The organism is Colwellia sp. TT2012, assembly GCF_001440345.1.
Lineage (GTDB): Bacteria > Pseudomonadota > Gammaproteobacteria > Enterobacterales > Alteromonadaceae > Colwellia.
In genome coordinates this window covers 177746-193373 of sequence record NZ_LJYX01000021.1, presented here as the reverse complement: position 1 = coordinate 193373, position 15628 = coordinate 177746, and the positions used below count along the sequence as shown (strand labels likewise).

14 protein-coding genes and 1 pseudogene are annotated in these 15628 nt (G+C 40.5%); 6 read left to right on the top strand and 9 right to left on the bottom strand.

Going from position 1 to position 15628, the window contains the following annotated elements; all coding sequences use genetic code 11:
- Window positions 1–2: 2 nt before the first annotated feature.
- The 5 genes from ASU03_RS14895 to priA all read right to left on the bottom strand — a co-directional run bounded on the left by ASU03_RS14895 (window position 3) and on the right by priA (window position 5433).
- The gene (locus ASU03_RS14895) at window positions 3–380 is read right to left on the bottom strand and encodes a gamma-butyrobetaine hydroxylase-like domain-containing protein (RefSeq protein WP_057832575.1); all 378 of its coding nucleotides are present in this window, start codon (window positions 378–380) and stop codon (window positions 3–5) included.
- Window positions 381–437: 57 nt separating this feature from the next.
- Window positions 438–1769 carry an ATP-dependent protease ATPase subunit HslU gene (gene hslU, locus ASU03_RS14890; RefSeq protein ID WP_057832574.1) on the bottom strand — a complete coding sequence of 444 codons (1332 nt, stop codon included), beginning with the start codon at window positions 1767–1769 and terminating at the stop codon, window positions 438–440.
- 85 nt (window positions 1770–1854) lie between these two features.
- A complete protein-coding gene (hslV, locus tag ASU03_RS14885; protein ID WP_019027112.1) occupies window positions 1855–2373 on the bottom strand; it encodes an ATP-dependent protease subunit HslV in 519 nt (172 codons plus the stop codon).
- Window positions 2374–2456: 83 nt separating this feature from the next.
- Window positions 2457–3032, bottom strand: coding sequence for an SPOR domain-containing protein (locus tag ASU03_RS14880; protein WP_057832573.1), 576 nt, complete (start codon window positions 3030–3032; stop codon window positions 2457–2459).
- A gap of 124 nt (window positions 3033–3156) precedes the next feature.
- Window positions 3157–5433, bottom strand: a complete 2277-nt coding sequence (gene priA, locus ASU03_RS14875) for a primosomal protein N' (protein WP_231731596.1) — start codon at window positions 5431–5433, stop codon at window positions 3157–3159.
- A 217-nt stretch (window positions 5434–5650) separates the two neighbouring features.
- On the opposite strand from priA, the gene rpmE reads away from it, so the two are divergent.
- Window positions 5651–5863, top strand: coding sequence for a 50S ribosomal protein L31 (gene rpmE / locus ASU03_RS14870; protein ID WP_057832963.1), 213 nt, complete (start codon window positions 5651–5653; stop codon window positions 5861–5863).
- A 490-nt stretch (window positions 5864–6353) separates the two neighbouring features.
- Here rpmE and ASU03_RS14865 read toward each other — a convergent pair whose 3' ends face one another.
- Window positions 6354–8912 carry a zinc-dependent metalloprotease gene (locus ASU03_RS14865; RefSeq protein ID WP_057832572.1) on the bottom strand — a complete coding sequence of 853 codons (2559 nt, stop codon included), beginning with the start codon at window positions 8910–8912 and terminating at the stop codon, window positions 6354–6356.
- A 406-nt stretch (window positions 8913–9318) separates the two neighbouring features.
- Between ASU03_RS14865 and ASU03_RS14860 the strand changes: the two genes are divergently transcribed.
- The 4 genes from ASU03_RS14860 (at window position 9319) to dnaB (ending at window position 13092) form a co-directional block, all read left to right on the top strand.
- Entirely contained in the window at window positions 9319–9888 is a 570-nt protein-coding gene (locus ASU03_RS14860; RefSeq protein ID WP_057832962.1) for an RNA polymerase sigma factor, read from the top strand.
- Entirely contained in the window at window positions 9881–10456 is a 576-nt protein-coding gene (locus tag ASU03_RS14855) for a hypothetical protein (protein ID WP_057832571.1), read from the top strand. Before ASU03_RS14860 ends, ASU03_RS14855 begins: the two co-directional genes overlap by 8 nt.
- Window positions 10457–10539: 83 nt before the next feature.
- Window positions 10540–11505, top strand: coding sequence for a DUF4097 family beta strand repeat-containing protein (locus ASU03_RS14850; protein WP_057832570.1), 966 nt, complete (start codon window positions 10540–10542; stop codon window positions 11503–11505).
- 168 nt (window positions 11506–11673) lie between these two features.
- Complete coding sequence (dnaB, locus tag ASU03_RS14845; protein ID WP_057832569.1) at window positions 11674–13092, top strand: replicative DNA helicase; 1419 nt, start codon at window positions 11674–11676, stop codon at window positions 13090–13092.
- Between the two features lie 461 nt (window positions 13093–13553).
- Here dnaB and ASU03_RS14840 read toward each other — a convergent pair whose 3' ends face one another.
- Together ASU03_RS14840 and ASU03_RS21555 are read right to left on the bottom strand one after the other, a co-directional pair.
- Window positions 13554–13973: a secondary thiamine-phosphate synthase enzyme YjbQ gene (locus ASU03_RS14840; protein WP_057832568.1), complete on the bottom strand. Its 420-nt coding sequence runs from the start codon at window positions 13971–13973 to the stop codon at window positions 13554–13556.
- A 362-nt stretch (window positions 13974–14335) separates the two neighbouring features.
- Window positions 14336–14665, bottom strand: a complete 330-nt coding sequence (locus ASU03_RS21555; RefSeq protein ID WP_231731621.1) for a LysR family transcriptional regulator — start codon at window positions 14663–14665, stop codon at window positions 14336–14338.
- A gap of 66 nt (window positions 14666–14731) precedes the next feature.
- Here ASU03_RS21555 and ASU03_RS20830 point away from each other — a divergent pair.
- Window positions 14732–14845, top strand: a pseudogene (locus ASU03_RS20830) (hypothetical protein); the annotation flags it as partial.
- Window positions 14846–14975: 130 nt separating this feature from the next.
- Here the strand turns inward: ASU03_RS20830 and ASU03_RS14835 are convergent.
- Complete coding sequence (locus ASU03_RS14835) at window positions 14976–15506, bottom strand: VOC family protein (protein WP_057832567.1); 531 nt, start codon at window positions 15504–15506, stop codon at window positions 14976–14978.
- Window positions 15507–15628 lie beyond the last annotated feature (122 nt).

The following is a 15628-nucleotide window of genomic DNA, read 5'->3' as shown; positions in this document are numbered from 1 at the left end:
CTTTATAACTGTTTAATATCAATCATGGCTTCACGGGAGTGACCACTGGCTTTTAGCTCAGTTAAATAATGCTGCCAACGAACATCATATTCTACGGCTAATATTTGTATATAGTGCCCACTATAGATAGCGTTATGGCCATCATCGAAAATCAAGCGATAACCATGTTTTGCGACACTCTCAATTTTAATTAAGCGCACCGCCTTTTTATGACTAGTAATCGCAGCAGGCCCGGTTTTTAGTTTTTTAGCTGAGCTTGCTGGTGAGCTAATACGCAAATATTCAAAACTTAGTAGCGCACTCTCTATCGTCTGGCTAGCAGCAAACTCAATAGCTAGATTGTGCTGGTTATTATCTATAATAAAATGGGTAATATTCATAACAGTACAGTATCTAACCTTTGAGTTATCTTCATTAATTTAATAATAGTCTGGTAATTAAAGAATAAAGCGACTTAAATCTTCGTTTTTAATGACATCGCTTAATATGTTATTAACATAAGCTTGGTCTATGCTAATAGTCTCACCACTACGTTGGTCAGCATTAAACGATAAATCTTCAACCAAACGTTCCATCATGGTATGTAAACGACGTGCTCCAATGTTTTCAGTGCTCTCATTTACTTGCCATGCAGCATCAGCAATAGCCTTAATACCATCATCGGTAAAGGTTACTTCCACGCCTTCAGTACCGAGTAAAGCAATATACTGTTCGGTTAGCGAGGCAAAAGGTTCGGTTAAAATACGCACGAAATCGTCAGCCGTTAACGCTTTTAACTCAACACGAATAGGCAAACGACCTTGCAACTCAGGGATCAAGTCTGAAGGTTTGCACATTTGAAAGGCACCTGAGGCGATAAATAAGATATGATCAGTTTTGATCATGCCATGTTTAGTGCTTACCGTACAACCTTCAATTAAGGGTAACAAGTCTCGTTGCACACCTTCACGAGAAACATCTCCGCCGCCAGAATTCTCGGCGCGTTTACAAATTTTATCGATTTCGTCGATGAAGACAATGCCATTTTGCTCAACCGCTTCAATAGCCTTTTGCTTGATGTCATCTTGATTCACTATTTTAGCCGCTTCTTCTTCTTGCAAAGCTTTAAAGGCATCTTTAATTTTAAGTTTACGTTTATTGGTTTTATCACTAGACATGTTTTGGAACATGCTTTGTAACTGAGAGGTCATGTCTTCCATGCCTGGAGGTGCCATGATCTCTACACCAACTTGTGGAACGGCTAAATCTAGTTCAATTTCTTTATCGTCTAATTTACCTTCACGCAGTTTTTTACGGAATATTTGACGAGTATTGGTATTTTCGCTTGCTTCATCATTACCAAAGTTGTCACGAGCAGGCGGTAAAAGTACATCTAAAATACGTTCTTCAGCGGCTTCTTCAGCAAGATGTTTAACACGTTCCATCTCACTTTCTTTAACCATCTTTATTGCCATATCGGCAAGGTCACGAATAATAGATTCTACTTCTTTACCAACATAACCTACTTCGGTGAACTTAGTCGCTTCTACCTTGATAAACGGTGCATGAGCAAGCTTTGCTAAACGGCGAGCAATTTCAGTTTTGCCAACACCGGTAGGGCCTATCATGAGAATATTTTTAGGGGTAACTTCGTTACGTAAATCTTTATCAAGTTGCATTCTACGCCAGCGGTTTCGCAGCGCAATGGCAACCGCACGTTTGGCATCACTTTGACCAACAATGTGGCTATCTAATTCATGGACAATTTCGCGTGGGGTCATATCTGACATTTTTATTCCTCTTTACGGCCAGAGGAGTGTTTGACTCATACTCTGGCAGCATATTAATCAGGTTGCTCTTTTGCAAGAGCGAAGGCTAGAGTTCGTCTATGGTGTGTTCTTGGTTGGTAAAAACACAGATATTGCCAGCAATAGTTAATGATTTCTCTACTATCTCTTTGGCACTTAAGTCGGTATTTTCTAACAGTGCTATGGCAGCCGATTGGGCAAAGTTACCACCACTACCTATGGCGATAAGGTCATTTTCGGGCTGAATAACATCGCCATTACCGGTAATTATTAATGAGGCGGTTTCATCAGCAACGGCAAGTAAAGCTTCTAGCTTTCTTAATGCTCTATCACTGCGCCAGTCTTTAGCAAGCTCTACTGCTGCTTTGGTTAAATGACCTTGGTGTTGCTCTAATTTACTTTCGAAACGCTCAAACAGAGTAAATGCATCGGCGGTGCCACCAGCAAAACCAGCCAGTACTTTGTTATTATATAAACGGCGAACTTTTAGGGCATTGCCTTTCATTACGGTATTGCCAAGTGATACTTGACCATCTCCGCCAATAGCCACTTTGCCATTACGTCTTACTGAAATAATAGTAGTCACATTAACCTCATTTTAACTCAATTCATTGATGCTAATGTAATTGGGGTCTTTGTGGTTTTTTCAAGGAGTAGACAAGATATTAATTATCGCCACAACCATATTTGACAATAATTTATATTGTTGCGTTTAAGCTTATGTTTATCTTTTTCTGCAAGGCGTTTACGGGGGTAGGGACCTAAGAAAACTTTATGCCAGAGGCCATTCTTTCCAGTAACACTTTTGACTTGTGCTTCGAGTCCAGTAAAGGCAATTCTTGCTTTTAATGTTTCAGCTTGCTTTTGTGTTCTAAATGAACCGCACTGCATTTTATAAGGGCCTTTTTCGACCACCTTATATTCACCGACTTCAATTTCTTTGCTTGCTAAATTTTTAACATAAGTCCACTTTTCTTTAGGTGGCTCAGGTAACGCTGTACTTTTGTTTATTGCCTTTTGAGCTGGCACTGTTTTAACGGACTCTACTAAGGGTGTTTTAGTGCTAGGATCTGTCTTTAACGACCATAAACCATAAGAAAACGCGCCAATTAATATCACTAATATTAAGCTGGCTAGTTTAGTTTTTAGTGTTAGTACGTTGGCGTTTTTTGCTGCTCTTTTACCGTTACGGGGTTTTTTTTTATTTTTTGCAGGCGTGCGGGAAACATAATCTTGATTAGCCATGAAAAGGGGAGGGTTACTAGAGGAAAATTTTAGCTAGTGTAACCGAGCTGACAGTAAAAAACATGATTAATACCATTCCATAGAGTAAGTGATTACTTTACTTATGAAAATTGCTCTATGGCCGTTACCAATTTAAATCGATTGGATCGATATCTAAACTCCAGCGTACCTTGCCTTGCCATTCATTGTTAGGTATCTGGCTAAGGAGTTGCAAAATTGCACGGTGCAAATCTTTTCGGGATTTAGCTTGAATGATTAAGTGGTAACGAAATTTACCGGCTTTTTTCTCCATTGCCGCCGGTACTGGGCCGGCAAACTCACAACCCGCTAATGGCTGCTGGGTAAGCGCACGTAAAAACTTTTCTGGGTACGAAGGGTAATTTGCATCGGCACGTAATAATGCTTGGAAAGTAAAAGGTGGCAGTAGCGCTTGTTTTCTTTCGGTGAGTGCTTGGTGGGCAAAGTGATGATAACCATTATGCACCAAATCTTGCAATAAGGGGTGATCAACATAATTACTTTGCACCAATACTTTGCCAGGTTTACTGGCGCGGCCAGCTCGTCCTGCTACTTGTATCAGTAGTTGCGCCATTTGCTCGCTGGCACGAAAATCAAAACTAAATAAAGCACCATCAACATCGAGTACCGCCACTAGAGTCACATCGGGGAAATGATGGCCTTTGGCCAGCATTTGTGTGCCAACCAGCAGCTGATGTTTTTTATCGATGACTTCCTGCAGTAATTTGGCTAGTTCACCTTTTTTTCGGGTGCTATCACGGTCAATACGCACGATAGACGTATCAGGAAACAACTCCTCTAAGCGAGATTCTAATTGCTCGGTACCTTGACCTAATGGCGCGATGCGAACACTGCCACAACTAGGGCACTGAGGAGGTATACGCTTTTGACTACCACAATGGTGGCAAATAAGTAGCTGCTGTTTTTGGTGTAAAGTGTAGGGTTTATCACATCGCTGACACTCAGCTAGCCAATGACATTCTTGACAGTTGATAGCAGGCGCATAGCCACGTCGGTTCAAAAATAATAGTACTTGCTCACCGCGCGCTAAGGTTTGTTTTATTTCATATTTAAGTGTGCCGGATAAACCATATTCAACTTGCTGATGATTCATATCAATAAGCGCTATTTTAGCCTTATTACTTTTACCGGCTCGATTGAGCAATTGATGGTAGCGATATTTTCCTGACAAGGCATTTTGTAGCGATTCAAAACTTGGCGTAGCACTACCCAATACAATAGGAATATCTAGCTGTCTGGCACGAAGGATGGCCATATCCCTACCATGATAGCGAAAACTGTCTTGCTGTTTTAATGACGAGTCATGTTCTTCATCGATAATGATCAAGCCTAGACGGTGCAGGGGGGTAAAAATTGCCGATCGCGTGCCAATAACAATGGCCGCACTGCCTTGCTGAGCACTTAACCAAGTGGCTAAACGTTCTTTATCGTTTAGCCCTGAATGGTGTAGAGCAATAGGCACGTTAAAGCGTTGTTCAAAGCGACTTAGCGTTTGTGGTGTTAAACCAATCTCAGGGACTATCACTAATACTTGTTTGTTATTAGCAAGTACAGCTTCCATTGCTTGTAAATATACTTCGGTTTTGCCACTGCCGGTAACCCCATCAATCAAGTGACAAGAAAACTGTGTTAAGGCGTTATGAATGGCACTGACAATGATGGCTTGTTCACTGGAAAGTCGTAACTTGTCAGCTTTGTTTAGGGTATCCTTATGCCAAGAATATTGGCTAGCAATTTGTTCTTGCTCAATGATTAAACCTTTGCTCTGTAGGGCATTTAACTGGGCTTTATTATAGCCTAACATGCGAAGTTCTACCCAGCTGATACCATGGTGGCTCTGTATTATTTGATATAAAGCATACTGTTTAGCGGCTTTTTTGGCTAATTTAGCCAGTATGTCATTAGCCTTTTCCTCTCGCGATTCTGCTAGCCATACCATGGGTGGACTTAAGGTAATGTTTTCTATTTTTCGCAGCAGTATAGGTAAGGCTTGTTGAAAAACATCACCTATGGGGTGGTGATAGTAATGAGCGCATAATTGTAAAAATTTAACTAATGGTGTACTTAAATTAAAGTTATCATTGAGGCGCTCAGCAATACTTTTAACTCGACTGACGTCGAAATTACATTGTGCTTGTTCATCAATAACAATGCCAATAACCTTGCGGTGACCAAAAGGTACCACGACCCGTTCACCGACTTCAATCGGGGGCGAGCCGAGTGCCTCTGGTACTTGATAAGTAAATAACTGCCGCATAGGCACAGGAATAGCAACTTGAATATAATGTTCTGGCACTTTTAATGAGTTGATGTGGCGAGTAATTGTTGAGGCTATTTTGCCCGCTGTAATGGAGCCTGCCAAGTAACATTATTGTTTTGTTACTAAATAATGCCAATAAGTCTTTTTTTAGCCGAATTACGCTCTTTTATGTTGAAGTTACTGAAACTATCCTTTACAATTCGCCCCCATTAATTCTTAACTACGTATGGTGCTTAGCATTTCGTCTATGATAAAATAGACAACAGGAAATGGCTGAGTGGCGATGCGCCCAAATTCTCATAAAGAGATAGAGGTCCCCATGAAAGACGGTATTCATCCTAAGTACACTGAGTTCACTGCAAATTGTTCTTGTGGTAATGTGATAACAACGCGTTCTACTTTAAGTAAAAATATTCACCTTGACGTATGTTCTGCTTGTCACCCATTCTACACTGGTAAGCAAAAATCTGCCGAGAGCGGTGGTCGTGTTGATAAATTCAACAAACGTTTTGGTGCACTTAGCAAGAAGTAAATTCTGCGTATTTGCAATAAACGTAAAAAGCGCCTCTGGCGCTTTTTTTGTGCCTGCAAGTTGAGGACAGTTCTTATCGCTAAACTCTGGCCGATAAATTAATAGCCAGACAAACTAGAGATAAAAAGCCCGGCAATAAATGACCAGCGTTTTTGTGCCTGCAAGTTGAGGACAGTTCTTATCGCTAAACTCTGGCCGATAAATTAATAGCCAGACAAACTAGAGATAAAAAGCCCGGCAATAAATGACGAGCGTTTTTGTGTCTGCAAGTTGAGGACAGTTCTTATCGCTAAACTCTGGCCGATAAATTAATAGCCAGACAAACTAGAGATAAAAAGCCCGGCAATAAATGACCAGCGTTTTTGTGCCTGCAAGTTGAGGACAGTTCTTATCGCTAAACTCTGGCCGATAAATTAATAGCCATAAAAAAGCCCAACAAACTTTTTATTTACCGTGTTTGTTGGGCTTTGTTGTTAGCAGTGCTAAGTAATTAAACTTTCAGTGCTTTGTTTATCATCAAGCTGATATAAGCATCTTGTGCCTTTGCTTCTACACTCTTACCAAAGCTCATTGACGAGCTATTATCCAAAATTTCGCTAAGCTGGCCTAGTGCGGCAGCTTTTGCTAGGTTGTCGTAAGCGGATGATTTAGCAACACCGGCAATCGCAATTAAGCGCTCGACATACTCTACTTGAATGTTACGACTAATAGAGCTAGCTTTTTTACTCGCCACAAAAATAGCCGCAGTTAAATCTGACAGTACTGCTGTTAATGAATAATCATTGCCGTACAAGCTAGTATCCGAAATACGTTTTAAGACCTTTTTATGCAGTAATTGGTTTAATACCGACTTTTGCATATTTAAGATCATATCGTGCGCTTTCGGATCTTCATTTTTATCAAAATGATTAAAACCACGGCGTTGGTGTTGCATGTAGTTATAAAGAGGCTGCATGCTTGCTAAGGTATCACCGGCAAAGACATAGTTAGTAAGCGCTTGCATAGCGGCTTGCTGTTTTTCCTTTGGTACTGGCGTATAAGGCAGACTTTGTTTTTGGCTACTATCAACCACGTTACGCTCAATATAAACACCGCCAATTTGGCGTGAAATAACCTCGGCTTGGCGTCGATATTGACCAAAAAGTGAATTGACTGAAATTAATAACTGCTGATGTGACTGACCGTCAATAAGTGTTTTATCTTTTAGCTCGCTAAGTAAACTTTGGATTAAAGCCATACGATCGCTGGCGTAAGCAACAGGGTTAGATGATAAATCGCTGGTCATAATACGTGGATCTATATGACGACCTGGGGCGCGCATATCATCGGCATCATTACCAAAAGCTAAACCCTTTTCATTTGAGCGCGCTAATATTGTTGCTAAGCGTTCGGCTTCTTCTATTGAGTCATCAAGAGCAATGGAATAACCATATTCAATGGCCCAATCATCATATAAACCCGGCTCTGTTTGAAAGTAATCACCTTGGGTCGTGCCTCTAGGGGCAACATTAATGGGGGCATAATCCATTACTGAGCCGGTTAGCGCACCCTGGGTCAGTGATTTATCGTGAATTTCTTTTTCATCCCACAAAATGGATGCTTTCATATTGTGGTTTAATCCTAGGGTATGGCCTACTTCATGTAGTACCAAATGACGTAAGCCTTCTTTTAGCACGGCTTTATTTTCTATATCGCTACCCTTTGACATGGCTTGGCTAAGTAACAAGCCTTGTTGCAATTCATAACCAGCACTACAGTTGAGTGCACCGATTGACCCCGGTCCTTGATGCAATTGCTCTACGTCACTAAAGCCAACACTCACCGCGCCTTGACTATATAAGCTATTATATATCCAACGGTTTTTCATAAAAACAAATTCAAGCATGATATCAGCGCCGAGCAGCTGACCGGTTAAGGGGTTGGCTAAAGATGGCCCGTAGCCACCAAAGCGTGGTTGTGGTGAAGAGGTCCAGCGTAGGACATTGTAATTTAGGTCGCCAGCTTGCCAAGTGGCATCATCGGGCTGAATTTTAACTTGTAGGGCATTTTTAAAGCCAGCTTTTTCAAAAGATGAATTCCACGCTAATACCGCTTCGCTAATGGTGTTACGCCACTCAACAGGGGTGGTATTTTCAATCCACCACACTATTGGCTCTACAGGCTCAGATAATGCTGAACTTGGATCTTTTTTGACTAAATTCCAGCGGTTAATGACATCTTTATAAGGCGCCCAACTACTTGAGGTCATTTGATCATATTGTTGACCAAAGTAACCAATACGAGCATCTTGATAACGCGGGGTAAATTTATTTTTAGGAAGTTCTATAAAAGAGTGTTGTAGTTTAATTGAGACCGAACGTGGATCTGAAACCGCTTTAGAGCCATAAACACTAGGGTTAGGGTTATTGAAAACATAATCGACAACAATATCAACATTATTATCGTAAGCTCGTTTGGATAGGATGCGTGATTTTTTACTGTTTAACTTACCTAATTTAAAACGTTTTTTAGCATCTTTATCATCAACTCGCGCCCATGGCGAAACTTTATGCAGTGCTTCACTTAAGAAAAGTTTATCGACTTTTAAGACGATTTTGCCATTTTCTACTTTTTCAATTTTTATACTGGCGAGTACTGCTTCACTAATATTGGCATCTTTAGCACGGCTGATGGGATTATTTTCATCAAACTGATAGCGTTGTGTTTTTGTGATGATGTCGATACGGTCAAAGTAACGTCTAAACTCAATGATTTTTACACCTCGATAACCGCCACGGAAATGTCCCGCATCAGCAAGACCATCAATAGTTTGGGCAAAATGTAAAAAAGGCGTGTCTAATTGACTTTCATCAAGCAACATTAACGTTTCGCCAGTCTCTTTATCTTGGTAAAAATCAAACAAACCTAAGGTTGCTGTTTTATTCTCTATCATTTGAGCAATGGTTTTATCATCATCCTTTGATTTTTCTTTTTTATCATCTTCGGCTAATGCATATTGGCTGGTGCAAAGCGCTAGAGTAAGCGCGATAGCGAGACTGGTTAATTTCATTGGGATTTCCTTAAGGGGCGGCTGTTGTTATAGTTCTTGAAATACTTATGCTAATTTACACATGATTATAGCTAAAGTAACTAAGCAGAATAAGCAAAGCGTAACAAGATGTGACAAGCTGTGTTGTGACTAGCTAAATATCTGATAATATTTTTAAGTTTTATAAAGCTAATTTATTAAATACCCTTTAAACCTTTTTATCACCTTCGGTATCTTAGTTAATATTGGACATCACTTTAGCAAGTTATGTTAGCCAGTTATATTGGATAACTATTTTCGATATTTACCTTGAACCTAATAGAGGCTTTAGCATTTGGATAGCCAAGTAATACATGATAAGCACCATAAAAAAGTTATCGATGGGCAGGCGCTATTTAGTGCCAATCATGCCGAGGATTTAGGTGTAATTGACGGCGAGCAAGTGTGGATAGCACAAGCTAAACAAGGTAGTCAAAGTGCTTTCTACCGTCTCTATGAAAAACACCATAAGCCCATTTATGCCTTGTGCTGGCGCATGTTGGCAGATAAAGACAGCGCCGAGGATGTTTGTCAGGAAGTCTTTGTTGTGCTCTGGCAAAAAATTAATAACTTTCGCGGCGAAAGTAAGTTTAGTACCTGGCTGCATAGTGTAGCGACCAATGTAGTACTGGGACATTTACGGAAACACAAAAACTGGCTGCAGCGGGTGTTTAGTATTGAAGAGCCAGGGACAAATTTTGTCGAGCCAAGTGTCAGTTTAACGGATGACTCAACCTTAATGTTGTTAGACCAGCACATTGCTCGATTACCGGAACGAGCACGTTTAGTGTTTGTTTTATTTGCCGTTGAAGGTTATCGCCATGAGGAAATTGCCAACATGTTGAATATGGCGGTTGGTTCAAGTAAGTCGCAATACCACAGAGCAAGAAATTTATTACAAGCATCATTAAAAGAACTTGAGTTTTCATCGGGTGAACAGGAGATGAATCATGACTAAGCACACATCCCAATGCCATTTACCTCAAGACAAGGTGCTTGCAGATAAAGCACTTGCCGAGCAGGTGGCAAAGTTACCTGATGAAATGACCCCCGAAAGAGATTTATGGCCGGGTATTGAACGTGCCATTAACGCTAAAAGACAACAAATATCAGCTGATAAACACCGTAATGTTTTTGTGCCAAGTGCTTGGGCGGCATCTATGGCCATGGTTATGCTGATGTCGTGGTTTACTTTTTCACCCGAGACAAATGAAAAGACCGTGCCGGCACTGGTGAAAATACCCAAACAAGCTAGCCCGACATCAGCACAGTTAGTCAATTTTATGCAGCAAAACTTTATACAACAAAAGCAGATATTACTCGCCAGTTACGGCCAACCCATGGTTGATAGATTGCCAGCGGCGATGCAACAAGAGTTAACGCAATTAGCAGAGGCTAGAGCATCCATAAGAAAAGCACTGTTAGGGGATGAAAATAATACCGACTTATTGAATTTATTAGACTTTACCCAACAACAAGAATTGAAGTTATTACAACAATTATATCGCCAATATCAAGTGATTTAGCTAAAGGCTCTTTAATAACGAGCAAGGTTAATTTAAAGCCGAGTGAGTTAAACACAGTAAAATACCCAACAGAAGAGGTTTCTATGAACAGATTAAGCAGAAAAGTACATCAATGCGCCAATATCATCACAATGGCGACTTGTCTGCTATTCAGTAGCCAATTACTCGCCGCCATCGAGATAGCGCAAAGCTTACCCAGTGAAACGGTTACTAACGTAGCTATCAGTAATCACGGTGGTTTTATTACGGTTATCGGCTGGGATAAAGATAAAATATCGGTTTCCGGCACTTTAGACGACGATGCAGAAAAACTTATTTTTGAACAAAAAGGCGGACAAGTTATTATCGAGGTTGAATATCCAAGAATGGATAATTGGCGCGCGGATGGTTCAAAAATCATCGTCTTTATGCCTAAAAATATTCGCATGAAATCTTCAAGTATTTCTAGCGATATACAGGTATCAAACTTACATGGTGGTGTCGAAGTTAACACGGTAAGTGGTGATATTTTGGCGAAAAATCTAACACAAAGTGTTGAGCTAAATAGTATTAGTGGCAATATCAATAGTCATAACTTAGCTGGCAAGGTGTCGTTAGCTGCGGTCAGTGGTGATATTCAAGATAATAACTCTACGGGGCGTTTAGAAATTAGATCGGTTAGTGGTGAAGTTGTTATTAATAGCCAAGCTAAAGAAGTCTTTTTTAATAATGTTTCCGGCAATAGTGAGCTTAATTTAGCTGAAGTTATTGAGTTGCGTATCAGAACGGTCAGTGGCGATATACAAGCAAAACTCACTTTAGTTGAAAAAGCGCTACTAAAAGTATCCACGGTCAGTGGCGACTTAGCCTTCACCTTTCAAAAAGGTGTTGATGCTGATTTTTCCCTAAAATCGAGTGTTGGCGGTGACATAGACAATAATATTACCAAGGCAAAAACCGAACATGCAGAATATGGTCCGGGTGCTAAGTTAAATTTTCAAACCCTAAACGGTAGTGCCTTAGTTAGAGTGTCAACCGTTAGCGGTAATATCGAGGTTAGTAGTAAATAACCTATTTACTCTTTAAGCCCTTTAAGGGAAATATTTTATATTCCCATAAGGCAATTTCTGCTACATTAGCACTCCTTTTTAGATACTCGTTATTGCTGTTTAAAGCTAGTTAAAGCTAGCGTTAAAACCAGCGCGAGTATAGTAATGTAACAGAGTAGGGTTAAGGTAATGGCCGACAAAAAGCCACGTAAATTTGCGAAAGAACAGCAATTTATTAGAGATAAACAAATTGATGAGTTAAAAGTACCTCCGCACTCGTTAGAGGCTGAACAGTCGGTGCTTGGTGGTTTGTTACTTGATAATGAAACCTGGGACCGTGTGGCGGAAAAAGTGGTTGCCGATGACTTTTATAGTCGCTCTCATCGCCTTATCTTTGAAACTATCGCTAGCTTAATTGAGTTAAGTGAACCAGTTGATTTAATTACCCTGTCGGAAGCCTTAGAAAACGATCAAAAACTTGAGGATGCCGGCGGTTTTGTTTATCTCGCCGAGATGATGAAAAACACCCCAAGTGCCGCGAACATTACCGCTTATGCCGACATTGTTCGCGAACGAGCGGTAACCCGTGAAATGATCAGTGTTGCCAATGAAATTGCCGAAGCGGGTTATGATCCCCAAGGGCGTAGCAGCGCAGACTTGCTCGATTTTGCTGAAACCAAAGTTTTCGCTATTGCAGAAAAACGTGCCATTAAATCTCAAGGTCCAGAAAGCCTAAATTCGGTCTTAGAAAAAACCGTTGACCGTATTGAAAAGCTTTGTTCAACACCATCAGGTGGTGTTACCGGCGTCCCCAGTGGCTATGCAGACTTAGATAAAATGACTGCTGGTTTACAAAAATCTGATCTTATTATTATTGCCGCGCGTCCATCCATGGGTAAAACCACCTTTGCCATGAACTTGGTCGAGCACGCTGCGATGACACAAGAATACCCCGCATTAGTGTTTAGTTTGGAGATGCCCGCGGAGCAGTTAATGATGCGTATGTTAGCCTCATTAGGTCGTATCGACCAAACTAAAATCCGTACCGGTCAACTAGAAGATGAAGATTGGGCGCGGTTATCATCAACCATGGGCTTGTTGATGGAAAAAGGTAAAATGTTCATTGATGATGCGTCTGCGTTAACGCCGACAGAATTACGAGCCAGAGCACGTAGGATTTACCGCGATCATGGCGGTATCTCTATGATCATGATTGATTATTTACAACTGATGCGCGCACCGCAGTTTTCGGATAACCGAACGTTAGAAATTGCTGAAATATCTCGTTCACTGAAAGCCTTAGCGAAAGAATTAAAAGTACCTGTTGTCGCGCTCTCTCAGTTAAACCGTGGCTTGGAACAACGCTCTGATAAACGCCCTATTAACTCTGATTTACGTGAGTCGGGTTCAATTGAGCAAGATGCCGATTTAATCATGTTTATTTACCGTGATGAGGTTTATAACGATGATAGTGAATTTAAAGGTATGGCAGAAATCATTATTGGTAAACAGCGTAATGGACCTATTGGTCGTATCGCACTAACCTTCCAAGGTAAGTACTCGCGTTTTGATAATTACGCCGGACCGCATGTATTAGAAGAAGATTAATATGGTCATACTTGGTGTGTTCAAAGTGGTAAACAAAGTAATGGAATAAACTAGTTCAGCTCGTATCGCACTAACCTTCCAAGGTAAGTACTCGCGCTTTGACAATTACGCCGGACCACATGTATTAGAAGAAGACTAAATGAATAGCTGAATAACATTCACCTTGTCATTGTATAGCTCAATTTATGCGTCTGAAGGACTCATTGACTAACGTCAATTCCGTGCTCCATCCTTTAACTTGAACAATACAATTTAAAGGTGAATGCTATATCGATAAGTAGACTCTTAATCATTATCTTTTAAGTTTTCATCCCGTGCGGTTTGAGTCGGGGATCCATTTTGTTAATCCCTTAGTTTCCCAACTTAACCCCCTGATATTCTCAAACCATAGATTCCCGACAAGTAATTTCGGGAATGACGCCTTAACGTTTTAAAGTCTTTAATTTTTTGCTATTTAAGTGCTACTCGCCATTGATGGTCGCTACAATAGTGCGGCTACTGGCATGGTTTCTATGTTCACCTAAATATATTCCCTGCCAAATACCTATATTTAATTGCCCGCCGCTAATGGGTAAACTCAAACTATTACCTAGCAGGCTAGCTTTTATATGGGCAGGCATATCATCATCACCTTCATAAGTATGTTGATAATACGGTGCTCTTTCTGGGACAAAATGATTAAAGTGCGCTTCCATATCACTGCGTACAGTTGGGTCAGCATTTTCATTCAGGGTAATGGAAGCGGAACTGTGTTTTATAAAAAGGTGCAGAATGCCGCAGTTCACTTTATTTAGCTCAGGCAGCTGGCTTAGGACCTCCTCGGTGATTAAGTGAAAACCACGCTTTCTTGCTTTTAATATTAATTCAGTTTGCTGCCACATAGCTTACTCCAATAATTTAATTTAATTGTCTAAGTCTTCTTCGCATATATACCCGTTACCATTCAATATGCATGTTTCAGAGTGCTTGAGCAATTTCAATTCCAGGCGCTGTGATGAAATAATGGTTGTTCAGGAGAATATGCTCCGGATAATTGCTCCTGCATTATCCGTATAAGGTACTTCCTGTACCGTCTGCATTATCTAACAAGCTGCATCCATGCAGCATCATTATGAGTTACAGCAACGATGAAGTGATGTTGCTCAAACGCTTCTTCGATGGGTTTAACATGACTTTATACCACGTTAAATAATGAAACCATAGAATGACTATGCTTCAATGATTTATCTTGCCTAAAGTCATTTTAATTCCCACTGAAATCTAGCACTTTGAATGGTAACGGGTATAAGTTAGCAAATTCCTTGATCGCTTCAGGCAAGAGCTTTTTATGAATGCAGGTCTCGCCTAAGCGCATACAATGAAATAGTGACGGAGCCTTTAATACGGCATTTACTTGTTTAATCTTAGGTAATATCTCTTCGCCAAGATTCAGGAGCAGTTTACCCGCCTTGGTAAATTCTACCGGCGAAGTGTTACGAATAAATAATGGCGTATTTAATCTTTGCTCTAAGTCTTTTATTTGATGAGATAAAGCCGATTGACTACTAAATAAAACCTCCGCCGCTTTACGGATATTTCCAGTATTGGCAAGGGGTGTCAGTGTTTTTAAATGTTTTATTTCGAATATAATGAATTTATTTTATGGGTAAACCCAGATTTTGGCTTAAAAACACGTGGCTGGACAGAAACTAAGCTGGCCTTGGAAAATAGGGTCAATGCCGCTAAGCAATTGCGTAAAGAGTATCAGGCTTAGCTTGAGTTAGCTAAAAGCTAATGGCAAAATAAAAAGCCCGCTAGTGAAAATTGGGGGCTTTTTAGTGCTAGGTCTCGGTGTTAAAAAGAGAGTCCCGTACTGAAAGGTAGTTCATTTTTCCCACAGCAGTTTAATCTTGCTGGTGTAACCAAGCCGCATGACTAGGTGCACGTTTAGTTACCGACCATTCTTCAATCATCTCATAAGCCACTCTATTCAGTTCTTTAAACTGTTCGGCAGTACCGGTATTGGTCGCAAGCTCTAAACGATGGCCGTTTGGATCGAAAAAATAAATAGACTTAAATACGCCGTGATTTACCGGGCCTAAAACGTCAACACCTTTACTTTCAAGCTCTTCTTTCGCTGATACCAAGGCATCATAACTAGCAACTCTTAGGGCAATATGTTGCACCCAAGTAGGAGTATTTTGATCTCTGTCCATGGCTGGCGAATTAGGCAGTTCAAAAAAGGCTAAAACATTCTCATTACCCGCATCAAGAAAAATGTGCATGTAAGGATCTGGTGCCTTGGTAGAAGGCACTTCATTTTCAGCAATAGCAAGCACTAAGTCCATGTTTAACTTATCTTTGTACCAGTCAGTCGTTTCTTTGGCATCTTTGCAGCGATAGGCAACGTGATGAATTTTTTCAACATTAATCATAATGAGGACTTTTATTAAAATAGGTTATAGTGTAATTTTAATCATAAAGTGGACAATTAGGCGAATTTTAGCGCCATTTAGTGCCTTGCTATACGTCAGGGGGAGTTGACGGCTGTAAATAA